The sequence below is a fragment of the Rhizobium sp. PK7-22 genome, from assembly GCF_056530405.1.
Window position 1 is genome coordinate 1,309,236 of the sequence record NZ_CP096514.1, and the last position, 22,393, is coordinate 1,331,628.

The 22,393-nt window shown below is 59.9% G+C and carries 23 protein-coding genes; all 23 read left to right on the forward strand.

Annotated elements, in window-relative coordinates; all coding sequences use genetic code 11:
* The first annotated feature begins 9 nt into the window (after nt 1-9).
* The 23 genes from flgA to fliQ all read left to right on the forward strand — a co-directional run bounded on the left by flgA (nt 10) and on the right by fliQ (nt 22,301).
* Nucleotides 10-492 (forward strand): flagellar basal body P-ring formation chaperone FlgA, encoded by a 483-nt coding sequence (flgA, locus tag M1E10_RS11070; RefSeq protein WP_499176398.1) that lies wholly within the window; start codon nt 10-12, stop codon nt 490-492.
* Nucleotides 489-1,613: a flagellar basal body P-ring protein FlgI gene (locus M1E10_RS11075; protein ID WP_499176399.1), complete on the forward strand. Its 1,125-nt coding sequence runs from the start codon at nt 489-491 to the stop codon at nt 1,611-1,613. Before flgA ends, M1E10_RS11075 begins: the two co-directional genes overlap by 4 nt.
* Nucleotides 1,610-2,152 (forward strand): MotE family protein, encoded by a 543-nt coding sequence (locus M1E10_RS11080; RefSeq protein WP_499176400.1) that lies wholly within the window; start codon nt 1,610-1,612, stop codon nt 2,150-2,152. The genes M1E10_RS11075 and M1E10_RS11080 overlap by 4 nt, the downstream gene beginning before the upstream one ends.
* Nucleotides 2,149-2,868, forward strand: coding sequence for a flagellar basal body L-ring protein FlgH (gene flgH, locus M1E10_RS11085; RefSeq protein WP_499176401.1), 720 nt, complete (start codon nt 2,149-2,151; stop codon nt 2,866-2,868). Before M1E10_RS11080 ends, flgH begins: the two co-directional genes overlap by 4 nt.
* Nucleotides 2,869-2,896: 28 nt before the next feature.
* The gene (locus M1E10_RS11090; RefSeq protein ID WP_499176402.1) at nt 2,897-3,406 is read left to right on the forward strand and encodes a flagellar basal body-associated FliL family protein; all 510 of its coding nucleotides are present in this window, start codon (nt 2,897-2,899) and stop codon (nt 3,404-3,406) included.
* 108 nt (nt 3,407-3,514) lie between these two features.
* Nucleotides 3,515-4,252, forward strand: coding sequence for a flagellar type III secretion system pore protein FliP (fliP, locus tag M1E10_RS11095; protein ID WP_499176403.1), 738 nt, complete (start codon nt 3,515-3,517; stop codon nt 4,250-4,252).
* A gap of 214 nt (nt 4,253-4,466) precedes the next feature.
* Complete coding sequence (locus M1E10_RS11100; RefSeq protein WP_499176404.1) at nt 4,467-5,663, forward strand: flagellin family protein; 1,197 nt, start codon at nt 4,467-4,469, stop codon at nt 5,661-5,663.
* Nucleotides 5,664-5,972: 309 nt separating this feature from the next.
* Complete coding sequence (locus M1E10_RS11105; protein ID WP_499176405.1) at nt 5,973-7,175, forward strand: flagellin family protein; 1,203 nt, start codon at nt 5,973-5,975, stop codon at nt 7,173-7,175.
* 226 nt (nt 7,176-7,401) lie between these two features.
* Nucleotides 7,402-8,592: a flagellin family protein gene (locus M1E10_RS11110; protein ID WP_499176406.1), complete on the forward strand. Its 1,191-nt coding sequence runs from the start codon at nt 7,402-7,404 to the stop codon at nt 8,590-8,592.
* Between the two features lie 306 nt (nt 8,593-8,898).
* Nucleotides 8,899-10,179 (forward strand): flagellin family protein, encoded by a 1,281-nt coding sequence (locus M1E10_RS11115; RefSeq protein ID WP_499176407.1) that lies wholly within the window; start codon nt 8,899-8,901, stop codon nt 10,177-10,179.
* 230 nt (nt 10,180-10,409) lie between these two features.
* Nucleotides 10,410-11,033, forward strand: coding sequence for a hypothetical protein (locus M1E10_RS11120; protein ID WP_499176408.1), 624 nt, complete (start codon nt 10,410-10,412; stop codon nt 11,031-11,033).
* A complete protein-coding gene (locus tag M1E10_RS11125) occupies nt 11,030-12,301 on the forward strand; it encodes a flagellar motor protein MotB (RefSeq protein WP_499176409.1) in 1,272 nt (423 codons plus the stop codon). The genes M1E10_RS11120 and M1E10_RS11125 overlap by 4 nt, the downstream gene beginning before the upstream one ends.
* 2 nt (nt 12,302-12,303) lie before the next feature.
* Entirely contained in the window at nt 12,304-13,584 is a 1,281-nt protein-coding gene (gene motC, locus M1E10_RS11130) for a chemotaxis protein (protein ID WP_499176410.1), read from the forward strand.
* A 164-nt stretch (nt 13,585-13,748) separates the two neighbouring features.
* Nucleotides 13,749-14,978: a flagellar hook-length control protein FliK gene (gene fliK, locus M1E10_RS11135; RefSeq protein ID WP_499176411.1), complete on the forward strand. Its 1,230-nt coding sequence runs from the start codon at nt 13,749-13,751 to the stop codon at nt 14,976-14,978.
* A complete protein-coding gene (locus tag M1E10_RS11140) occupies nt 14,950-15,486 on the forward strand; it encodes a lysozyme family protein (RefSeq protein ID WP_499176412.1) in 537 nt (178 codons plus the stop codon). The genes fliK and M1E10_RS11140 overlap by 29 nt, the downstream gene beginning before the upstream one ends.
* Nucleotides 15,487-15,768: 282 nt before the next feature.
* Entirely contained in the window at nt 15,769-16,440 is a 672-nt protein-coding gene (gene rem / locus M1E10_RS11145) for a response regulator transcription factor (RefSeq protein WP_499176413.1), read from the forward strand.
* A 104-nt stretch (nt 16,441-16,544) separates the two neighbouring features.
* Nucleotides 16,545-18,092, forward strand: coding sequence for a flagellar hook protein FlgE (locus M1E10_RS11150; protein ID WP_499176414.1), 1,548 nt, complete (start codon nt 16,545-16,547; stop codon nt 18,090-18,092).
* Between the two features lie 28 nt (nt 18,093-18,120).
* A complete protein-coding gene (gene flgK / locus M1E10_RS11155; protein ID WP_499176415.1) occupies nt 18,121-19,584 on the forward strand; it encodes a flagellar hook-associated protein FlgK in 1,464 nt (487 codons plus the stop codon).
* A gap of 3 nt (nt 19,585-19,587) precedes the next feature.
* Nucleotides 19,588-20,682 carry a flagellar hook-associated family protein gene (locus M1E10_RS11160; protein ID WP_499176416.1) on the forward strand — a complete coding sequence of 365 codons (1,095 nt, stop codon included), beginning with the start codon at nt 19,588-19,590 and terminating at the stop codon, nt 20,680-20,682.
* 37 nt (nt 20,683-20,719) lie between these two features.
* Nucleotides 20,720-21,067 carry a flagellar biosynthesis regulator FlaF gene (gene flaF / locus M1E10_RS11165; RefSeq protein WP_499176417.1) on the forward strand — a complete coding sequence of 116 codons (348 nt, stop codon included), beginning with the start codon at nt 20,720-20,722 and terminating at the stop codon, nt 21,065-21,067.
* On the forward strand, nt 21,064-21,513 hold the full coding sequence (gene flbT, locus M1E10_RS11170) for a flagellar biosynthesis repressor FlbT (protein ID WP_029617334.1): 450 nt from the start codon (nt 21,064-21,066) through the stop codon (nt 21,511-21,513). The genes flaF and flbT overlap by 4 nt, the downstream gene beginning before the upstream one ends.
* Complete coding sequence (flgD, locus tag M1E10_RS11175) at nt 21,504-21,995, forward strand: flagellar hook assembly protein FlgD (RefSeq protein ID WP_499176418.1); 492 nt, start codon at nt 21,504-21,506, stop codon at nt 21,993-21,995. Before flbT ends, flgD begins: the two co-directional genes overlap by 10 nt.
* A gap of 39 nt (nt 21,996-22,034) precedes the next feature.
* Nucleotides 22,035-22,301 carry a flagellar biosynthetic protein FliQ gene (gene fliQ, locus M1E10_RS11180; protein ID WP_499176420.1) on the forward strand — a complete coding sequence of 89 codons (267 nt, stop codon included), beginning with the start codon at nt 22,035-22,037 and terminating at the stop codon, nt 22,299-22,301.
* Nucleotides 22,302-22,393: the final 92 nt, after the last annotated feature.

Sequence of the window (22,393 nt, forward strand, 5' to 3'; positions counted from 1 at the left end):
CAGGCAGACATGACGTTTCGCCGGATGAAATGGATCGCTCGAGGGGCCGTGGCCACGCTGACCATGGCGCTGACACTGGGCATGGTCGCGCCTGCCGAAGCCGAAATGGGCACGGCCGTCATTCCCAAGCAGATCATCTATCCCGGCGAGGAAATCTTGGCTGGCGTCGTCGAAGAAGTTGAGGTCACCAACCCGAAGCTCGCGGGCGAATATGCCCGCAGCATCAACGAAGTCACGGGCATGGTCAGCACGCGCACCCTGCTGCCCGGGCGGACGATCCTGCTCTCCGGCCTGCGACCGCCCTATGCCATCCGCCGCGGCTCGTCCGTCCGACTGGGTTTCAACATCGGCAGCATGACGATTTCCGCGGCCGGTACACCGCTGCAGGACGCCTCCATCGGCGATGTCGTCCGCGTTCGCAATAACGACTCCGGCATCATCGTCAGCGGAACAGTTATGGCGGACGGCACAATACAGGTGATGTCACGATGAAAATCCTCCGCTCCATCGGCGCTCTTCTGCTCGTCGCCGCCACTGTCTTCGCCGGCGGCTTTCTGCCGGCCTATGCGGATGCAGCACGGATCAAGGACATCGCCTCCCTCCAGGCCGGTCGCGACAACCAGCTGATCGGCTACGGTCTCGTCGTCGGCCTTCAGGGGTCGGGCGACAGCCTGCGCAGTTCTCCCTTCACCGAGCAGTCGATGCGCGCGATGCTTCAGAACCTCGGCATCTCCACGCAAGGCAGCCAGTCGAACGCCAAGAACCTTGCCGCCGTCATGGTGACTGCCAATCTGCCGCCCTTTGCGAGCCCCGGCAGCCGCATCGACGTCAACGTCAGTTCGCTTGGCGATGCCACTTCGCTTCGGGGCGGCACGCTCGTCATGACATCCCTGTCGGGTGCCGACGGACAGATCTATGCGGTCGCGCAGGGCGCGGTCATCGTGTCCGGCTTTACGGCCCAGGGACAGGCAGCCACCTTGACGGAGGGCATCACCACGTCCGGCCGTGTCCCCAATGGCGCTATCATCGAGCGCGAGTTGCCGTCCCACTTCAAGGACTCGGTCAATCTCGTCCTGCAGCTGCGCAATGCCGATTTTTCCACGGCAGTCCGCATGGCGGATGCCGTCAACACGTTTGCCGGCCAGCGTTACGGCGGCCCGATCGCGGAAGCTCGTGACAGCCAGGAAGTGATTGTCCAGAAGCCGAAGGTCGCCGATCTCACCCGTCTGATGGCGGAGATCGAGAACCTGGTCGTCGAGACCGATACGCCCGCCAAGGTCGTCATCAACGAACGCACAGGAACCATCGTCATCGGCGCCGATGTCAAGGTCTCCCGCGTCGCCGTCAGCTACGGAACGCTGACGGTACAAGTGACCGAAACGCCCCAGATCGTTCAGCCGGAACCGTTTTCCCGCGGTGTCACCGCTGTTCAGCCCGAAACCGATATCATGGCGATGAAGGATGGCGGGCCGGTTGCAATTGTCGAGGGGCCAGACCTTCGCACCCTCGTCGCCGGTCTCAACAACATCGGCGTCAAACCCGACGGCATCATCGCAATCCTCCAGGGCATCAAGTCTGCCGGCGCCCTGCAAGCGGAGCTCGTGCTGCAATGACCAGAGCATCTTCGTCCATCACCGTGAGCGTCTCCAGGGGACTGATCCGCAAGATGCTGGCATTGAGCGCCATCGTCATGCTCGTTCCGCAGGTTAGCGCGCAAGAGCCGGCGGCGGTATCCGCCACGTCTCCCGAGAGCGAGATCCAGCAGTTCTGCACCAATATCGCCGACGCCGCGCGTGACCAGCGCTACCTGCTGCAGAAGCAGGAGCTTGAAACGCTGCAGACAGACGTGGACCAGCGCATCTCCGTTCTGGAAAGCCGCAAGGCCGAATACGAGGACTGGCTGAAGCGTCGCAACGACTTCCTGGTGCGGGCGGAAGCCGGCCTCGTGGATATCTTCAAGACCATGAAGGCGGACGCTGCGGCGCCGCAACTTGAAGAAATGAACCTGGAAGTGGCGGCGGCTATCATCATGAAGCTACCCGCGCGGCAATCCGGTCTCGTACTCAGTGAAATGGACCCGCAGAAGGCCGGCATGATCGCGACGATCATCTCCAGCGCTTCCGATCCCAATACTTCGAAAGAACCCTCATGATGAAGCGCTCACCTGCCCTTATGGCCATCCTCCTGCTGACTGGATGCCAAAGCCAGACGATCAGGGAAATCGGCAACGCGCCGTCCATGAGCCCGATCGGCAGCGGCCTGCAGTATGCCTCGGCGCCGCAGATGTCCTCCTATCCGAAACAGCCCCGCCAGATGTCCAATGGCTATTCGCTCTGGTCCGACTCCCAGGCTGCGCTCTTCAAGGATGCGCGCGCGTTGAACGTCGGGGACATCCTGACCGTTAACATTCAGATCAACGACCGCGCGTCGTTCGATAACGAGACAGAGCGTAGCCGGACCAATGGTACGAGCCTGACCTGGGGCGCGAATGTCTCAAACTTCCTGGGCTTCAGCACGGACACCGGTACGAGCGGCGACCTGGGAACCGATTCCAGCACCGATTCGGCTGGAAAAGGCTCCACGGAACGTTCGGAAAAGCTGCAGCTGCTGGTCGCGGCAGTGGTGACTGGCATTCTCGAGAACGGCAACCTGTTGATCAGCGGCTCCCAGGAGGTCCGGGTGAACCACGAAATCCGCATTCTCAATGTCGCCGGTATCGTGCGTCCGCAGGATGTGGATGCCGACAACACCATCTCCTACGAACGCATCGCCGAAGCACGCATTTCCTACGGCGGCCGCGGTCGTCTGACGGAAGTTCAGCAGCCGCCGGTGGGCCAGCAGGTGGTCGACCTCTTCTCGCCATTCTAGGGCAGAGGCGCCGGAATAGGACAAGGCAATGGACGATACGCAAGGCACTGAAGGTTCAGCCAAGAAGAAGTCTCCGATGATGCTGATCGCCGGCGTTGCGGTCCTGACGCTGATCGGCGGCGGCGGCGGCTGGGTTCTCGGTGGCATGATTGCGCCAGCGGCACCGGTCGAGGAGCATGCCACCGCCAAAACCGACGCCGCCGGGGGGCATGGCGGAGGGGAGGAAGACGGCATCCCGAAGATCGCCACCGAAGCGAACGGTGTGGTGCTTCTCGATCCGATCACCACGAACCTTGCCTATCCCTCAGACAGCTGGATCCGGCTCGAGGTGGCGCTGGCCTTCAAGGGCCCCGCCGAACTGCCGCTGGCCGAGGAGATCCACCAGGATATCCTGGCCTACATGCGCACCGTCTCCCTCCAGCAGATCGAAGGACCGCGCGGTTTCCAGTATCTGCGGGACGATATCCAGGAGCGCGTCGACATGCGTTCACAAGGCAAGGTCTCCAAGGTCATGTTCCGCACCATGGTCATCGAATAGATCCCGGACGGCGCCATCTTCTGATAACGGGGGATCATTGGCAGCACTTGTTGACCCGTGGGTGCAAGGATGAGATCGAAGGGTAATGTTCAGAACCCTTGTGATCGCATGATTCGGCTGATCTTCCTCGTTTTCGCCGTGATGGCGGCTCCTGGCCTTGCTCTTGCACAGCAGTCGCCGGCCGACCTCCTGAACATACCCGTGGACGGCTCCGCAGCCGCATGGATTATCCGCACCTTTGGCCTCCTCACCGTTCTTTCGGTTGCCCCCGGCATCCTGATCATGGTGACGAGCTTTCCGCGCTTCATCATCGCGTTCTCGATCCTGCGGTCCGGCATGGGGCTGGGCACGGCGCCTTCCAACCTCGTCCTGATCTCGATGGCCTTGTTCATGACCTTCTACGTCATGGCGCCGACGTTCGACCGCGCCTGGAACGAAGGCGTGCAGCCGCTGCTCGAGAACCAGATCGACGAGACCGAAGCGGTCCAGCGCATTGCCGAACCGTTCCGCGGCTTTATGAGCGTCAACACCCGCGACAAGGACCTGTCCCTGTTCGTCGACCTGGCCGAAGAACGAGGCCAGAGCGTCGGTACGCCCGAAGCGATCGATTACCGCGTCCTGATCCCGGCGTTCATGCTGTCCGAGATCCGCCGCGGCTTCGAGATCGGCTTCCTGATCATCCTGCCGTTCCTGGTGATCGACATGATCGTGGCCGCCATCACCATGGCTATGGGCATGATGATGCTGCCGCCGACATCCATCTCGCTGCCGTTCAAGATCCTGTTCTTCGTCCTGATAGACGGTTGGAACCTGCTGGTCGGCAGCCTTGTGCGGTCCTTCTCGTAATTAACCGCTCCCCTTAACGAAGTCTTTACCAAGCGCCTCGGTGACCTTGCCAATTTAAGAAGTTGGCAAGGATTCGCTGCCAGTTTCGTCCTCACACGACGGGTTTGGTAGCCAAGATGCGGCACCGAGTGGCATGAAGCCGAGCTGTACGTGACCGGGCGGGAAACCCAGCCGGTATGTCCCCCATCAGTATTTTGTCAAAGGGACAAACATTATGTCGAGCATTCTTACAAACACCAACGCAATGGCGGCTCTCTCCACCCTGCGTTCGATCTCTTCCGGCATGGAAGACACCCAGGCACGGATCTCCTCCGGCCTGAAGGTCGGCTCCGCTTCGGACAATGCCGCTTACTGGTCGATCGCAACGACCATGCGTTCGGACAACATGGCTCTTTCGGCCGTTTCCGACGCTCTCGGCCTCGGCGCCGCCAAGGTCGACACCGCATATGCCGGTATGGACTCGGCCATCGAAGTCGTCAAGGAAATCAAGGCCAAGCTCGTTGCCGCGACTGAAGACGGCATCGACAAGGCCAAGGTCCAGGAAGAAATCACGCAGCTTAAGGATCAGCTGACCTCGATCGCTCAGGCGGCATCCTTCTCGGGTGAAAACTGGTTGCAGTCGGACCTTGGTACTACCACCACGAAGACAGTTGTCGCCTCCTTCGTCCGCGCCGACGACGGTAGCGTTTCGGTCAAGAAGGTGAACTACGCGCTGGATGGCAGCAACGTCCTGTTCGACACCTCGGCTGCTGGCAACCAGGGTATCCTCGACAAGGTCTACAACGTGACCGCGAAGAGCGTGGCGCTCTCCGTCAACATCGACGGTGTGACTGAGAAGGTTACCGTAGAAGCGTTCTCTGTTGATGACCTGATCGCTGACGACGCCGTCTTCACCACCAATACCCCTGCTGGCGGCACCAAGTCGACGCAGCTCGCTGAAGTCGCTGGTACCTTCTACGTCAAGGTCGATGATACCAACTGGGTGCTGGCAAAGGATGTGACTGGCACCGGCCAGGAAGCCGTACATGATGAAACCGGCGTCTTCTACGGTGTTGATACAGACAACCTGCCTGGCAGCCTGGACGCTCCGTCTTCGATCAAGGACATCGATATCGTAGGGATGGATAGCGCCGAGCTCGATGCCCTGATCTCCGGTGTTGACGCGGCTCTGAACGACATGACAAGCGCTGCTGCTGATCTTGGTTCGATCGGCATGCGCATCGACATGCAGGAAGAGTTCGTCAACAACTTGAGCGACTCGATCGACAAGGGTGTAGGCCGCCTGGTCGACGCCGACATGAACGAAGAGTCGACCCGCCTGAAGGCCCTGCAGACGCAGCAGCAGCTGGCGATCCAGGCTCTGTCGATTGCAAACTCCGACTCGCAGAACGTCCTGTCGCTCTTCCGTTAATCGGATCGAGCCTCACGAACGTATCGTTGCAAAGAAGCCGCACCTGGAAACAGGTGCGGCTTCACCTTTTTTTAAGCATGTTCTGGCACGCGCGCGCGCACGCAAAGGCTGTAAAATAAAATCTGTGGCTGTGCTGCTTTGGCCCCTTCGCTTAGGTCTTCATTAACCAAACTGGCGTTACCTAGCCCTATCGAGACGGCGAGTTAACCTTATTTATTAAAAGGTTAGTAAGCATGATGCTGTGCGCCGGCTCCCGGTATTGCCCGGAATGTCCCTTTCCAAATCAGCCATTCAAGGGGCACCCATAATATGACTAGCATCCTGACAAACGTCGCAGCCATGGCTGCGCTCTCCACCCTGCGCACGATCTCTTCCGGCATGGAAGAAACTCAGGCTCGCGTTTCCTCGGGCATGCGCGTTGGTTCCGCTTCGGACAACGCCGCTTACTGGTCGATCGCAACGACCATGCGTTCGGACAACATGGCTCTTGCCGCCGTAGAAGACGCTCTCGGCCTCGGCGCGGCCAAGGTCGATACCGCCTACGCCGGTATGGATTCGGCCATTGAAGTCGTCAAGGAAATCAAGGCCAAGCTCGTTGCCGCGACTGAAGACGGCATCGACAAGGCCAAGGTCCAGGAGGAAATCGACCAGCTGAAGGATCAGCTGACCTCGATCGCCCAGGCAGCATCCTTCTCGGGTGAAAACTGGTTGCAGTCGGACCTTGGTGTTGCCACCACGAAAACCGTTGTCGCCTCCTTCGTCCGCGGCGACGACGGTAGCGTTTCGGTCAAGAAGGTGAACTACGCGCTGGATGGCAGCAACGTCCTGTTCGACACCTCGGCTGCTGGCAACCAGGGTATCCTCGACAAGGTCTACAACGTCTCGCAGAAGAGCGTCACCCTTACGGTCAACACCGACGGTGTAGCTTCCACAACCACCAGGGCTGCCTATTCTGTCGATGATCTGATTGCCCAGAACGCGACTTTCACGACCAATACAGTCGGCGGCGTCACCACGCAGCTGGCAGATGTCGGTGGTACCGACTTCTACGTCAAGGTGGACGACACCAACTGGGTCAGGGCTGTTGATGTGAGCGGCACGGGCCAGGAAGCCGTGCACGACGAAGGTGGCGTCTACTACGGCGTGGATACTACGGCCACCGGTGCTCCTGCAACCAACTTGGCAGCCCCGAGCTCGATCAAGGATATCAACATCGTCGGTATCCTGAATGCCGCGCTTGATACGCTGATCTCCGGCGTCGATGCCGCTCTGACCGACATGACGAGCGCAGCTGCCGACCTTGGTTCGATCGGCATGCGTATCGACATGCAGCAGGAATTTGTCGGGAAGCTGACCGACTCCATCGACAAGGGCGTAGGCCGCCTCGTTGACGCTGACATGAACGAAGAGTCGACCCGCCTGAAGGCCCTGCAGACGCAGCAGCAGCTGGCCATCCAGTCGCTGTCCATCGCCAACAGCGCATCGGAAAGCATCCTCACGCTCTTCCGTTGATCCGATCAGCAACTTCGACCATCAAGGCCGCCCGCGAGGGCGGCCTTTCGCGTTTTGTTAACTTTATAAGATCTCGTTTAAGGTTTGTTAACCATGGCCGGCTTAACTGCAATCATCGTAACGATGGGTTAACCTAGACGAAGAAGCGGTTAACGGCATTAGGCCAGACCATCGTTCCCGGCGCTTCCGGGATGTCCCTCATCTAGCCAATAAAGGGGCAATCAACATGACAAGCATTCTCACCAACGTAGCAGCGATGGCTGCACTTCAGACCCTCCGTTCCATCGACGACGGCATGGAAGAAACACAGGCACGGGTTTCCACCGGTCTGCGCGTAGGAACAGCTTCCGACAACGCCGCCTACTGGTCGATCGCGACCACCATGCGGTCGGACAACATGGCGCTCTCGGCCGTCCAGGATGCCCTGGGACTGGGCGCGGCGAAGGTCGATACGGCCTATGCAGCAATGGAAAGCGCTGTGGAAGTCGTCAAGGAAATCAAAGCGAAAATGGTAGCGGCAACCGAAGAAGGTGTGGACCGCGCCAAGATTCAGGAGGAGATCGAGCAGCTGCAGGAACAACTCCGCAGCATCGCATCGGCAGCTTCCTTCTCCGGTGAGAACTGGATGCAGGCCGATCTCACCAACGCCACCGGCAACACGGTCCAGAAGAACGTCGTTGGGTCGTTCATTCGCTCTGAAGATGGCGCGGTCGCAGTTAAGAAGATCATCTATGACCTGAGCGGCAACACCGTATTGTTCGACGAGGGCGGCGATCTGGGCATCCTCGATCGGACCTTCAACGTTACGCCTGCATCGATCACGTTGGACATCAATACCAACGGCGTCACGTCAAAGCACACCGTCCTGGCCTACACCATCGACGCCCTGATCGCTGATGGTGCCACCTTCGAGGGCAACTACGCCAACACCGCGACGCCCGCAGCCGACTACGTCAAGGTTCAGGGAGTGTGGGTCAAGGCCGTGGATGCCACCACGGTTCCCGGTCAGGAAGTGGCGGCGACCAGCGCGGGTCCGGTCGGTTGGTCCGTCGATACCACGCCCATTCCAGCAGGAACGAATGTCGAAGCGCCGAATTCGTTGGATCTGGTAGATATCACGGCTCTGACGAACGAAGAACTGGATGTCATGGTACAGGCAACGGACGTTGCTCTGGAAGCGATGATCAGCGCCACCGCCGATCTTGGCTCCATCGCCATGCGCATCGGGATGCAGGAAGAGTTCATCGCGGCTCTTACGGACTCGATCGACTCCGGCATCGGCCGTCTGGTGGATGCCGACATGAACGAGGAATCGACACGACTGAAGGCGCTGCAGACACAGCAGCAGCTGGCCATCCAGTCGCTCTCCATCGCCAATACCGCTTCCGAAAATATCCTGTCGCTCTTCCGTCAGTAGGCGGCGCCCTAGGCTGGGGCGGTTCGTCCCGCCGCTGACAGGCAGGTATTCGGATGGAAACCGCGCTCCACCAGGGGCGCGGTTTTCGCTCGTCCGGAGCTTGCGCGAAACCTGTCATTGACCGGAAGGAAAGATTTGAAAGATTGCCAGACGCAAGCCTCGACTGTTAACTGCCGTTGTTAACGATTTGTTAACGAACGACGGATCGCCCCCCATGATGGGACTGCAGGGCGCATTGCATGAAGCCCTCCCGTCGTCGCCCTCCCGTTCGGGAGGACCGTGCATTCACGACAGAGGCAGAAGGCAATGACCAGTATCCTCACCAATGTCGCCGCCATGGCGGCGCTCCAGACGCTTCGGTCGATCGATCGTAACCTCGAGACGACCCAGGCGCGGGTGTCCTCGGGCCTTCGGGTGGAAACAGCCGAGGACAATGCCGCCTACTGGTCCATCGCGACCACCATGCGGTCCGACAGCTCTACGCTTTCGACTGTTCAGGACGCGTTGGGGCTCGGCGCCGCCAAGGTGGATACGGCCTACGAAGCGATGGACAGCGCGATCGCGACAGTCCAGGAAATCAAGTCGAAGCTGGTCGCGGCCTATGGTGTCGGCGTCGATCGCTCCAAGATCCAGGAAGAAATCACGCAGCTCCAGGAGCAGCTCAGCAGCATTTCCGAATCCGCGAGCTTCTCGGGCGAGAACTGGATTCAGGGTCGTATCAGCGACGGCGGCAGCCCTGCGATAGCCAGCCCTCAGATCAAGGAGGTCGTGGCGGCCTTCACCCGCGGCCCGTCCGGCGAGGTGGCTGTCACCACCGTCGATTACGTCCTCGATTCCAGCACCGTTCTCTTTGATACAAGCGGCGGCAAGCTGGGCATCCTCGATCAGGATCTTGCCTACGTCTCTGCCAACGAAGCGGCCGTGACCGTGTCTGAAACCGATACAGGCATCACGACGAACAGCCGATACGCAGTGCCGACCTTCTCCGACACTGATCTGGCCACGCTTGGCGCAGATGGAAACGCCGACGCCTCCATCTATGAGGTCGGAGGCTCATCCTACTACAAGATCACGGACAACACCTGGGTCGAGGTAACGACCCCGGATCCAGCGGGAGGTACTGTTGTCACCACGGCAGTCTACAATGACGGCACCGACGACTTCTTCTTCGTGGTTTCGCCGGTCAATAACCTGAACAACCGCAGGATCGACATGTCGGTCGTGACGATCGACATCACCAAACTCGACGTCGTGCGCGCGTCCCTGAACGGACTTGTGCCCGGCTCACTCGCCGAAGATCAGGATGTTCTCGACATCATGACGAGTTTCGTGGACCGGCAACTGCTTGCGATGACCAGCGCCGCCTCGAGCCTTGGCTCCATCCAGAGCCGCGTCGATCTTCAGGAAGACTTCATAGCGTCTCTGGTCGACGTGATCGACAAGGGCATTGGCCGATTGGTGGATGCCGACATGAACGAGGAATCGACTCGTCTCAAGGCGCTTCAGACGCAGCAGCAGCTTGGCATTCAGTCTCTGTCGATCGCCAATACCAACGCCGAGAGCATCCTGACGCTGTTCCGGCAGTAGTCAGAGATCGAACAGGGTTGAGGTGTTGGAACAACGCCAGGCTTTTGTCCCAACCCATTCATCTTCGCGCAAGTTTGATCCGGTACCGTTTCGGCAATCGCTTGGACTGCGCCTTCGCGCGCAAGGAGCAGCGGAAGCGCAGGTTCGCCGAAGTTCGGGAAGGATGCCGGGATTTCGCGGCGGGACAGTAAAGAGCAGGAAAAGCTATGACGGCCTCGATTGCCCGCTACTTGAAGGACTTCGGCGAGGCGCCTCCACCGCCTCCGATCCTGGCCGACGACGTGGGCGGCTTTGACTTCGGTGGAGACCTCGATTTTCCGGAAGTCCCCCTTGAGGTGCCTGTCGACATCGATGCCGAGCGGACCGCGGCGCATGCGCAAGGCTATGAAGCGGGCACCGTGGAGGCGCAGCGCGCGTGGGACGAGGAGCGCGATCAGCTCCTGAAGGCGCATGCCGATGAATTGGCGGCGACCAAGGCATTGCATGAGCACGAGATTTCCACCCTGGTGGAGAAGAAGATGAGTGAAGCCGCCTTGCTCATTGCAGAAGCGGTGAGCGATCAGACGGCCAAGGTGCTGGCGCCGGTCGTCGAGCAGGTGCTGATTGCCAAGGCGGTTGCAGACCTGGCGGAGCTCCTTCGTGTCGCAATCCTGGAAGGTGAGGTTGCGGCGGTAACGCTTCGCGGGCCTCTCAACCTGTATGAGAAATTGAGCGCGGCGCTGGGTGAGAACCACGCGACGCTGCTGCGCCACATCGAGGCGAACGATCTGGACATCTCCGCCGAGATTGGTGATTCCGCGCTCGTGACGCGTCTGTCGGCCTGGGCGGCTCGGCTGAGGGAGGTGCTGGCGTGAGCGACGGCGAAAACCATCACCACGGCAAGAACGAGATCATCATCGTCAAGCGCCATAAAGGCGACCACGAAGGTGCCCATGGCGGCGCCTGGAAGATCGCCTACGCCGACTTCATGACGGCGATGATGGCGTTCTTCCTCGTGATGTGGCTCGTCAACGCCGCCAACGAGGAAACCAAGGCCTCGATGGCCAGCTACTTCAACCCAATCAAGCTTTCCGACGAAACGCCCGCCGAAAAAGGGCTCGAGAAGCCCGTCGATCAGGCGGAAGGGGATGAGCAGAGCGAACGCTCCAAGGTCAAGGCAGACGGCGAAACCATCGGTGCGGCGGCTGCGACCGGTGAGGATATGACGTCCACCTCCGGCGACGAAACCAATTACTCCGAAGCCGATTATTTCGAGAACCCGTATTCTGTGCTGGCGGAGATCGCCCAGGAAGTGGGCCAGCAGGCCAACGTCAGCGCCAAGGGCGAAGGTGGCGCGGCGGAATCGGGACCGGCGACGGGAGCAGACGGCGGCGAGGCCTATCGCGATCCGTTCGATCCGGATTTCTGGACGCAACAGGTACAGGTGACAAGCGCCGAGGATCGCAAGGAGGCGGCTGAGAGCGCGCAGGAGGTGACGCCGGCTGAAGAGCAGGACGTGGCACTGGCGATGCCGCAGCCACGTTCCGATACGGCGCTTCCTGACGTGCCGCCGAACGAGAGCGTCGCAGAGACGCAAGAGCAAGAGAAGGTCGTGGAGGAGGCGGCAGTGAGCGATAACGCTCCTCCGCCGGAACTCGACGCAGAGCCGGCAGATCCCGAAGAGGCGGCGGAAGAGCTTCGCGACCAGATCGCAGCGCAGATCCAGGGTGTTGCCGGCAAGCTTGCCGAGGGGCTGGTGGTCACGCCGGCCGAAGGCGGCCTGCTGGTGACCATTTCCGACCAGAATGTGGATCCAATGTTCAACGTGGGCTCTGCGGTTCCGCGCCGGGAAATGGTCTTGGCAATGGAGAAGATCGGTCAGATCCTCGACGGGCGCCAGGGCAACATCCTCGTGCGCGGGCATACGGACGGTCGACAGTTCCAGGGGACGGAGAACGACAACTGGCGCCTGTCCATGGCTCGTGCCCATAGCGCCTACTACATGCTGGTGCGTGGGGGACTGGATGAGGGGCGCGTCAAGCAGGTCTCGGGATTTGCCGACCGCCGTCTCCAACTTCCCGAAGATCCTCTCGCGGCCGGCAACCGGCGGATCGAAATTCTTCTTCAGGCAGGCGAGGGATGAGGATGGCCCTGGCGGCATTTCGGCCATTCGTCATCGCCACTGCAGTCGCCTTGGCGATATGGCCTTCGCAGGTGGCGGCACAGGATGACGCCGCCCTTGCTCCCTACATCATGCTGCGCTCGTTGCAGTTCGTGCAGGACACGGTCGTTTCCGGTGACCACTCTGCCGGCGAGATGCAGCGGTTCATGCTCGGCAAGATCGATCAGCGGCTTCGGACTGCGGATCCGACGATTTTCGAAGATACCCGCAACGTCGACGCCGCGCTGATCTATGCCATGAGCGGTGGCAATCCGGCGACCCTGGAATACCTCGTCGGCCGCGACGTGGCCGGCAACTTCGACAGCCGCGTGGCCGATGCGCTGCGAAAGTACCTGGCGGGGAAGGGAACGCTTGTTGCCAAGTCCCTTGGCGACATGGCAGTCGAATATCGAGACCAGAAGATCGGCGCCTACATTGCGCTCGTCAGCGGCAACGTGATGGTGCCGACCGATCCGACGGGGGCGCTGACCTACTACGACATGGCCCGACTGGCTGCCCCCGGCACGATCGTCGAGGAAGCCGCGTTGCGCAGATCCGTCGCCATCGCCGTTGATGCCGACTTGGTCGACAGAGGGCTGGACTATTCCCGCAAGTATGCGCGCCGCTTCGTTCACTCACCATATGCCAGCCAGTTTGCCGATTTCTTCGTGCAACTGGTCGTCGAGCATTACCCCAAGATCGTCGAGGCCGACATCGATGGCACGGTAGAGTTCATGGACATCGACCGCCGGCGTGAGGTTTTTCTCCGGATCGCCAGAAGTGCCGCAGTGATGGGCAAGAATAATCTTGCTCGCTTGGCGTCTGGTCGCGCTGCGGCTCTGTCGGGTCTGGATGCGGAGGCGCCTGAGGCGCTTGCTCGCCTCTACAGTGGGCTCGCCAACGTGTCGACGGCGAACGTCGGTGCGGCGATGCAGGATATCTCTCAGATTGAGGACGACCAGCTATCCCCTCGTGACCGTGCCCTTCGCCAGGCTGCCCAGGCCGTTGCAGAGGAGGTGCTGCGTCAACCCGTGAACGAAAGCCTGGCGCAAGATGCGCCGCGTACAATGCCAGAGACACCGGACGCAAGCGTAGCGAATGCGTCTCCCCGCGATGAAGCGCCGGGATCTGCCGAGGTTGCGGAATCCGCGCCGGCGGTGAGCGGTGTCAAGTTCGACGACGAATTCCAGACCTTTGTCGACACCGGCCGTTCCAAGCTCAGTGCCATCGATGATCTTCTGAAGGAAGAAGGTACAACACCATGACGCTTGAGGTTCTTTCATCACCTGCGCCAGCAGACCGCGCGCAGAAGAAAACGGGACGCAGCACCGGTGAAATGGAAGGCGGCGCAGACGGATTCTCCAGCGCTTTGTCAAAGGCAGGACGTGGCGCATCGTCGGATGAGAAAGCCGCGGTCGGTGAGGGACGCATGTCTCGCCAGACGGAGGCCCAAAGCGAGGACGCGCCGGTAGCGGAAGGCACCAGGCGTTCGGTCAAGACGGCGTTGAATGAAGCCGGCGAGCAGACGGCGGAAGATCACAACCAAACGAGCAGAGCGTCCATTTCGTCGGTCTTTCCGAGTGGCAAGGGGCAGGTTCAGCGCAATCCGCAAGACGGCAGCAACAGCAGTCCCGGTTCTGAGTCTGACGACGCAGAAGTGGTTGCGGATGACGACGCCACAAGCGATAAGACTGAGGCAACAGGCGAAACCGGAGGCGCTGCAGACCTCCTGAGCATTCTGTCCGGACTGAATTCGGCCACCGCCGCATCGGCAGCCAATGCCGGCTCGCCGCGTTCAGCGGCCGCAGGCGATGGACGAAGAGCCGCCGTTGGCGAGAGCGCGGCGAAGACAGCCGCAGGTGTAGACGCCGATACCACGCGCAAGGGCGCCTCCGCGGAAGCTGTCCTCGACATGCCGTCTGCGGATGAGCCGGACGTCAAGCCCGAGCGCGATTTCAAGTTCATCAATGCCAAGAACGGCAGCATCAATGCGGAGCTGACGCAGGCGGCTCAGGCGAACGAGCGTGCCGGATCCGAAGCCAAGACGGGCCCGTCGTCGGTCGAGAATGTCCTGGTTCTGGACTCCCGCCGCATCGTCGGCCTGCCGAACGGATCCAATAGCGCTTCGATCATGGCAGCCATGGTCGGCGACCAGAGCTGGTCGTCGGCGATGCAGCCGGATGCGACGCTGTCCAATACTGCCGCGCAGAGCAGCTCCGGCTCCGTGGTTCACATGCTGAAGCTTCAGATGAACCCACATGCCCTGGGTGCGGTCACCGCCACGTTGAAGATGAGCGGCGAGCAGCTCCACGTTCACCTGACGGTGGAGACCCGTGCCGCCCTTCAGCAATTAAGCGATGACAGCAGTGGCATGCTTGATGCCTTGCGAGCCCAGGGCTTTTCGGTTGACCAGGTGACGATCAGCGTCGCACCGACGGCTGATACGGACAGCCAGAAGGGGCAGCAGGGGGCGCAGAACGGCCAACAGATGGCAGGCAATGGCGAGCGGCAGAGCGGAGCCAACCGGGATCAATCCGGTCAACGCTTCGAACAGACGGGCGATAACAGGAATTTCGACAATGACTCCTCGCTGGATACTTCGGCAGCCTTCGGTCCTGGCGCTGCTAGCGATGCTCATGCTGGGCAGTTGTATCTCTGAGGCGATGGCGGCGTCAGACGGCGCCTGTGAAAGAGAAATCCAGGCCGCTGCCGCCAAATACGGTATACCCGAGGGCATCCTGTACTCGGTGGGACTAACTGAAACCGGGCGCAAAGGGAGCCTCTATCCCTATGCGATGAACGTCGAGGGCAAGGCCTATTATCCGCCTTCACAAGGCGCTGCCTTGGGCGTGTTTGACACAGCCAGACGGGAAGGGCGCAAGCTCATTGACATCGGCTGCATGCAGATCAACCATCATTTCCATGGCGAGAATTTTGCGTCGGCGGCTGAGATGTTCGAGCCGCGCCGCAACGTCGAGTACGCAGCCAAGTTTCTCCACAATCTCCACCAGCGTCACGAGACCTGGACAATGGCGGTAGCCAGATACCATGCGGGGCCGAACAACGACCCGGCGCAGAAAAAATATGTCTGTCGGGTGATCAGCAATCTGGTCGCAACCGGTTACGGAAAATGGACCACGAACGCCAGCCAGTTCTGCACAAATTGACAATTTTAGATTGAATCTCTGCCGTCGAAGACTCGTATGCGGACGTGTGGCGTGTTTGGGGCAAAAATTGGTCAGGCAATCCCTTTATGAGGAAAGTCTTAACGTTATCCACCGGATAATTGTGCCTCTTCGCGTCCAATGCCACTAGATCTAGTGCAAATCGCTGCGCAGTGGTTAATCAACTATTAATTTGTTTAGTTAACTTCCTGCAGCTTGTGCCCGATTCCCGCGATTCGTACCCATAGGGACATTGAAACACCACAACTGATTCGGAGGCGGCGAATGATCGTAGTGGTTGATGAGCGCGAGCTCGTTAAAGACGGCTATACATCCCTTTTTGGTCGCGAGGGCATCCCTTCCACAGGCTTTGATCCTTCAGAGTTTGCCGAATGGGTCAGCACGGCAGCAGACGGCGACATCCACGCTGTGGAAGCCTTCCTGATCGGTCAGGGGGATCGCATGCTCGAGCTGCCGCGGACGATCCGGGACAGGTCCCAGGCGCCCGTGATTGCTGTCAGCGATCATCCCTCGCTGGATGCGACCCTGGCGCTCTTCGACAGCGGTGTTGACGACGTCGTGCGCAAACCCGTCCACCCTCGCGAGATCCTGGCGCGTGCCGCTGCGATCCGTCGCCGCCTGAAGGCCATCGCCAACTACACGGACGTCGGACAGATCCGGGTGTTCTCGGACGGTCGGGACCCGGAAATCGCAGGCGAAGTTTTTGCTTTGCCGCGCCGTGAGCGCCGGATCCTCGAATACCTGGTCGCAAACCGCGGCCGCCGCGTGTCGAAGACCCAGATCTTCAACGCCATCTACGGCATCTTCGACGAGGAAGTCGAAGAGAACGTCGTGGAAAGCCACATCAGCAAGCTGCGCAAGAAGCTGCGCAAGCGCCTCGGCCACGATCCTGTCGATTCCAAGCGTTTCCTTGGATACTGCATCGACTGGAGCTAACGCATCTGAGGTTTCCGCCTCGTCTCAGGGAAGCGGAAACCAGACAGCTTCACGCAAGGCCCACCGCCTACTCTCCCGGTATAAAGCGATAACGAGGATTTAAGATGAGCCTCTACGGAACCATGAGAACCGGCGTGTCCGGAATGAACGCCCAGGCCAACCGCCTGAGCACGGTGGGCGACAACATCGCCAACGCCTCGACCGCTGGCTACAAGAAGGCTTCCACGCAGTTCTCTTCGTTGATCCTGCCGTCGGGCGAGGGTTCCTACAACTCGGGCGGCGTCACCACCAACGTGCGTTACTCGATCTCCTCGCAGGGCACATTCACCTACACGACGTCGGCAACCGATCTCGCCATCAATGGCCGCGGTTTCTTCATCGTTCAAGGCACCGACGGGGTCGAGTACCTGACGCGCGCCGGCAACTTCACGGGTATGTCCGACGGATCGTTGCAGAACGCGGCCGGCTTCACGTTGATGGGCTACGAATATTCGTCGACGGAAGACCCTACCATCGTCGTCAACGGGTTTGACGGACTGACGGAAGTCAACCTGTCTTCCGGTTCCTTGAACGCCACCGCATCGACCGGCGGTATCCTTGATGTCAACCTTCCCTCACAGGAAGCTGTCGGCTACGAGAAGAAGACCTCGCTCAAGGCCTACGACACACAGGGCAATACCCGCCTTCTCGACATTACTTACACGAAGCGAGCGGACAACTCGTGGACTGTCGATGTTGCCTACGAGGGCACGTCGCTCCTCAGCCGTGCCTTCGACCCGGCGACCGATGCGACCACGGACGCAACCGCAACCGGCAACCTGGACTCTCTTGCAGCCAACGGTACGTCCTTCCGGACGACCGAGATCGCTTATGATCAGAACGGCGATGCAAGGACCCTGCGCTACGATTATACCAAGGGTGCAACGGGCTGGAGCGTCAATGTCTATGACGGGATGACTTCGACCACACCGCTGAATGCGGCGCCCTTCGCTATTCCCGGCGGTGCATTGGTTATTCCAGCGACCGGCACTCTCGGAGCCATGACCCTCGACTTCTCCGCTGTAACTTCTGACCCTGGAACTACGGGTATCAGCGCGCCGTCCAACGGTATCGGCAGGATCCCCGCGATGGAGTTCGATGAACTCGGCAAGGTAGTCACTCCGCGCTCGCTAACAACGCAGTCCATGGTTTTGGGCGGTGCGGTCTTCAACAGCCTGACCATCGACATCGGCGGTTCGACCCAGCTCTCGTCCGATTTCAAGGTCGGTAACGGCAAGATAGACGGCAACGCTGCCAGCAACGTCGTTGGCCATGAAATCAGCGACGACGGCATCGTCTTCCTGAAATACTCCAACGGCGACCTGGAGCCGAAGTACCGCATCGCAATGGCGGATGTGCAGAGCCCTGATCAGCTGAAGCCGCTGGCAGGTAACGTCTATACGCAAAGCAATGACTCCGGCGTCATCGTCATGGGCTATGCCGGCAACGGCAGCTACGGCACCATCATCTCCAACGCGCTCGAAGATTCCAACGTCGATATCGCCGAGGAACTCACCTCGATGATCGAATCGCAGCGCAACTACACTGCCAACTCCAAGGTCTTCCAGACCGGTTCCGAACTTATGGAAGTTCTCGTCAACCTGAAAAGGTAACGGGAAATAATTCCCAGAGGCATTCACCATGACCCTTTCGTCAGCACTCAATACGGCGCAATCAGTCTTCAACAACACCGGAATTCAATCCGGTGTTGCTTCAAAGAACATTGCGAATGCCCAGAACGCCAACTATGTCCGGCGCTCTGCAGCACTGACGACCAGCGGCAATGGGTCGCTTGTGGTGGGCATCGAACGATCCCAGAATGTGGCCTTGCTGCGCCAGACGATCGAAAGCTCGTCCACCTATAGCGGACAGGCGGTGCTTCTGGCGGGCCTGGAGGAAATGAAGTCGCTCATGGGCGGCAACGACTACGAAACGTCGCCCCATGCTCTCATTGCCAACCTGCGCAACAACCTGCAGACCTGGGCGAGCAAGCCGAGCGAGAACACCCTCGGCGCAACCGTCGTGACCACCGCCCAGGATCTGGCAAAGGGCTTAAATACGGCCTCAAACGAAGTGCAGGCTATCCGGACTCGCGCAGATGGCGAAATTGCCCAGAGCGTCGAGAATCTCAATCAGCTCCTCTCGCAGTTCGAAGTTGCCAACAACAAGGTGAAGCAGGAAGTCGCGGTCGGGGGCAACCCCAACGATGCGCTCGATGAACGCGACACCTTGTTGAAGCAGATCTCCGAGATCGTCGGGATCAACTCGTCCATCCGCGAAAACCAGGACATGGTTCTCTACACGTCGGAAGGAACGACGCTGTTTGAGACAGGCCCCCGGACGGTAAGTTTTGCTCCGACTGTCGGCTACGGTGCGTCCACGGTCGGCAACCCGGTCTACATCGACGGAGTTGCCGTGAAGGCGGGCGTGGGTTCCGATACCAACGCCGAAGGATCGCTCCAGGCCCTTCTCCAGATCCGCGACGAAATCGCGCCGCTGTTCCAGAGTCAGCTCGACGAGGTGGCGCGAGGCCTGATCGTGGCTTTCGCAGAAGCCGATCCAGCCATCCCTGCAACCCTTCCAACTTTGCCCGGACTGTTTACCTGGGACGCGGCGGCAGCAATGCCGGTTGACGGTGTCATCGAGCCGGGCCTGGCAAACAGGATCAAGGTCAACCCGTTGGTCATCCCGCCATCCGGCAACCCGAACCTGGTCCGCGACGGCGGGATCAACGGGCCGGGCTACGTGGCGAATACGACTCAATCAACCGGCTACTCAGACCTTCTCAACAAGTTCGACAGCGCCTTCGACACAAAGATCGTGTTCGACGATGCGACCGAAATCGGTGGATCGTTCTCGCTTCAGGCCTTCGCAGCGGATTCCATGGGCTGGCTGGAGATGCGTCGCAGCACGGCGACTTCGGCGACTGAAAACAAACTCGCCATGCTCAGTCGCGCAACGGATGCCTACTCGAGCGAAACCGGCGTCAGCCTGGACGAAGAGCTTTCACTGCTGCTCGACATCGAGCAGTCCTACAAGGCAGCGGCCAAGCTGATGGCGACGGTGGACGAGATGATGCAGGCACTCCTGGCGGCGGCGAGCTAACCCATGAAGACTTCCTTCGTTTCATCCCTCAGTCTTCAGACGACCATGCGCACAGCGGTCGCCAAGGCGCAGCAGGATATGGTGGCTGCCCAGCAGGAGGTCACTACCGGACGTCATTCCGATGTCGGCGTAGCACTCGGCGCAACGACCTCCCGCAGCCTCGACCTGACGCGCGACGTGCTGCGGCTCAAGTCGATGGTCACCACGAACTCGCTTGCGACGCAAAGGCTCGAGTCGTCGGAAGAAGCGCTCTCGAAAATGTCCGAGCTTGGCCAGGGGATCCTGGACTCGCTGGTTGGCATCGGTTCCAGCGGCGACGCGACCAATCTCACCGTCGCACGCACGGCCGTGCAGAACGCGCTCGACACGTTCTCGAACTTCACCAACACGTCCGTCAACGGCGAATACCTGTTCTCCGGTATTAATACCGACGTAAAACCTTTCGAGGATGTTGCCAAGGAAGGATCGGCCGCAGTGACGGCGTTCGATGCGGAGTTGAACTTCTTCATGACGAACAATGGCATCGCGTCCAAATCGAACATGACGAAGGCGGACATGACGGCCTTTCTCGATGAGATGGAGGCGAAGCTGGACGGAACATCGCCGCTGACCGACCCGCCGCATGACCCAGCCGTCGCCGGCCAGGATTTCTGGAGCACGTTCGTCTCGAACGCCGCTGACGACAATATGAAGAGCCGCATCACGCAAAGCGAGATCGTGCAGACCTCGACGAACGCGAACAGCCAGGGAATGCGGAAGTTCGTCCTGACATCCCTCGTCTCGATGGAGTTTCTGAGCGCGGACATGTCTGAAGTGGCTCGGGAAGAAGCCGTTACCCGTGCTACCGGCTACATCGGCCAGGCTATGTCGGGACTGACGAGCGAGCGTGCGTCCCTGGGCCTGTCTGCCGAACGCGTGAAGAAGGCGAACGAAACCCTCGACGCGCAGATGAACATCATCGAGATCCACCTCAACGACCTTGAATCGGTGGACGCTTACGAGGCCTCGACAAGAGTGAAGGGTCTCGAGGCACTGGTCGAGACAGCCTATACACTGACTGCCCGCCTGCAACAGTTGAGCCTAGTCAACTTCCTTTGATGAATAAGGAAGTCCCATGAAAATGAAGGATACATGAATGTACCAGTTTTCATATGCCGAGATCATGGAGGATGGCGTCGCTGACGCCAAGGACCGTGAACGGCAGGCGCTGGACCGATCCATAGAACTTCTGACATCCGCGATGAACGCCGGCGATTACTCCCGCGCGACGATAGACGCCATCTACTACACACGGCGCGTCTGGATCAGCTTCATCGAAGATCTCAAGCAGCCGGACAACGAACTTGCGACCGAACTGCGCGCCAATCTCATCTCCATCGCCATCTGGATATTGAAGGAGTGCGAGCGGATCAGAAGGCGGCAGTCCACCAACTACCAGGGCATCATCGACGTGACCACCATCATCAAGGATGGACTTAAATGAAAAGTACGCTGCGCATCTCATTGAAATCCGGCGAGCGAATCTTCATCAACGGCGCTGTGTTGCGCGTCGATCGCAAGGTGGCTTTGGAATTTCTGAACGACGTCACCTTCCTGTTGGAGAACCACGTTCTTCAGCCTGAAGATGCCAATACGCCACTCCGCCAGCTCTACTTCATCGCCCAGATGATGTTGATCAATCCGGAAGGCAAGGACCAGTCCCTGGCACTCTTCCGCAAGTCGGTAAGCATGCTGCTCAACTGCTTCCAGAACGACGAAATTCTCGCCGAGCTGAAGCGGATCGACGGTCTGGTGGCATCCGGTCGGGCCTTCGACGCTCTGAAGGCCATCCGGGGGCTTTATCCCATCGAGGACCGGATCCTGAACAACCAGGAAATGACGCCGGCAACGATCGAACAGATTCGCAAGGAGATCGCGCCATGGCGGTAGATCCTGTATCAACAGCTGCGTCCAATCCCTGGGCCAACGCTGCCGCAACCTCCGCGGCGGCCGACAAGGCTGGGCTCAACTACGACAGCTTCCTTCAGCTTCTCATTGCTCAGATGAAGAATCAGGATCCGACGGATCCCATGGATGCGGGACAGCAGATGTCCCAGCTCGCGTCCTTTTCTCAGGTGGAGCAGACGATCCAGACCAACTCGCACCTGCGCAGCATGCTGCAGGCCGAAGCACTCACGCGGGCTGGCGATCTCGTCGGCAAATACGTTCAGAGTGCAGACGACAAGGTCATGGGCAAGATCAAGGAAGTCGAAGTCTATTCGGACGGCGTCATTGCTATTACCGATAAGAATGAGAAGGTGCTGCTGCAGGCCGGCGTGGTCATCTCCGACTCGGAAATCGTGACCAAGACGCCGACCACAGGCACGACCGATGGCTCGACGGATGCCAACACCGACGGTAAGACGAGCTAATCAACCATGGCCCGAATGATTCGGGCTGGAGCAGGCGACATGAACGAAGCCGACGCCCTGGATATCATGCAGGCGGCGATCTGGACCATTCTCGTGGCCTCAGGTCCCGCCGTGCTCACGGCCATGATCGTGGGCGTTGCTATTGCTCTTTTGCAGGCGCTGACGCAGGTGCAGGAGATGACCCTTACCTTCGTTCCCAAGATCGTCGCCATTATGGTGGCGCTCGGCGTGACGGCACCGTTCATCGGGGCCCAGATCAATCTCTTCGCGACGCTCGTCTTTTCGAGGGTGCAGTCGGGCTTCTAGCCACGGTTCATGCTGCGCACATCCTCGCACAAGCTTCGCAATTTAAGCAGGTGGTGAACTGGCAGACTTGTCTGCCCCTTCTCATGAAGAGA

Coding starts and splice junctions, on each gene's coding strand:
- M1E10_RS11110 (WP_499176406.1), top strand. CDS start 7,402: ATGACAAGCATTCTCACCAACGTAGCAGCGATGGCTGCACTTCAGACC.
- flgK (WP_499176415.1), top strand. CDS start 18,121: ATGACCCTTTCGTCAGCACTCAATACGGCGCAATCAGTCTTCAACAAC.
- M1E10_RS11105 (WP_499176405.1), top strand. CDS start 5,973: ATGACTAGCATCCTGACAAACGTCGCAGCCATGGCTGCGCTCTCCACC.
- M1E10_RS11160 (WP_499176416.1), top strand. CDS start 19,588: ATGAAGACTTCCTTCGTTTCATCCCTCAGTCTTCAGACGACCATGCGC.
- fliP (WP_499176403.1), top strand. CDS start 3,515: ATGATTCGGCTGATCTTCCTCGTTTTCGCCGTGATGGCGGCTCCTGGC.
- M1E10_RS11100 (WP_499176404.1), top strand. CDS start 4,467: ATGTCGAGCATTCTTACAAACACCAACGCAATGGCGGCTCTCTCCACC.
- flgA (WP_499176398.1), top strand. CDS start 10: ATGACGTTTCGCCGGATGAAATGGATCGCTCGAGGGGCCGTGGCCACG.
- M1E10_RS11150 (WP_499176414.1), top strand. CDS start 16,545: ATGAGCCTCTACGGAACCATGAGAACCGGCGTGTCCGGAATGAACGCC.
- M1E10_RS11075 (WP_499176399.1), top strand. CDS start 489: ATGAAAATCCTCCGCTCCATCGGCGCTCTTCTGCTCGTCGCCGCCACT.
- M1E10_RS11115 (WP_499176407.1), top strand. CDS start 8,899: ATGACCAGTATCCTCACCAATGTCGCCGCCATGGCGGCGCTCCAGACG.
- flgH (WP_499176401.1), top strand. CDS start 2,149: ATGATGAAGCGCTCACCTGCCCTTATGGCCATCCTCCTGCTGACTGGA.
- fliK (WP_499176411.1), top strand. CDS start 13,749: ATGTCTCGCCAGACGGAGGCCCAAAGCGAGGACGCGCCGGTAGCGGAA.
- flbT (WP_029617334.1), top strand. CDS start 21,064: ATGAAAAGTACGCTGCGCATCTCATTGAAATCCGGCGAGCGAATCTTC.
- flaF (WP_499176417.1), top strand. CDS start 20,720: ATGTACCAGTTTTCATATGCCGAGATCATGGAGGATGGCGTCGCTGAC.
- M1E10_RS11080 (WP_499176400.1), top strand. CDS start 1,610: ATGACCAGAGCATCTTCGTCCATCACCGTGAGCGTCTCCAGGGGACTG.
- motC (WP_499176410.1), top strand. CDS start 12,304: ATGGCCCTGGCGGCATTTCGGCCATTCGTCATCGCCACTGCAGTCGCC.
- flgD (WP_499176418.1), top strand. CDS start 21,504: ATGGCGGTAGATCCTGTATCAACAGCTGCGTCCAATCCCTGGGCCAAC.
- rem (WP_499176413.1), top strand. CDS start 15,769: ATGATCGTAGTGGTTGATGAGCGCGAGCTCGTTAAAGACGGCTATACA.
- M1E10_RS11140 (WP_499176412.1), top strand. CDS start 14,950: ATGCTCATGCTGGGCAGTTGTATCTCTGAGGCGATGGCGGCGTCAGAC.
- fliQ (WP_499176420.1), top strand. CDS start 22,035: ATGAACGAAGCCGACGCCCTGGATATCATGCAGGCGGCGATCTGGACC.
- M1E10_RS11090 (WP_499176402.1), top strand. CDS start 2,897: ATGGACGATACGCAAGGCACTGAAGGTTCAGCCAAGAAGAAGTCTCCG.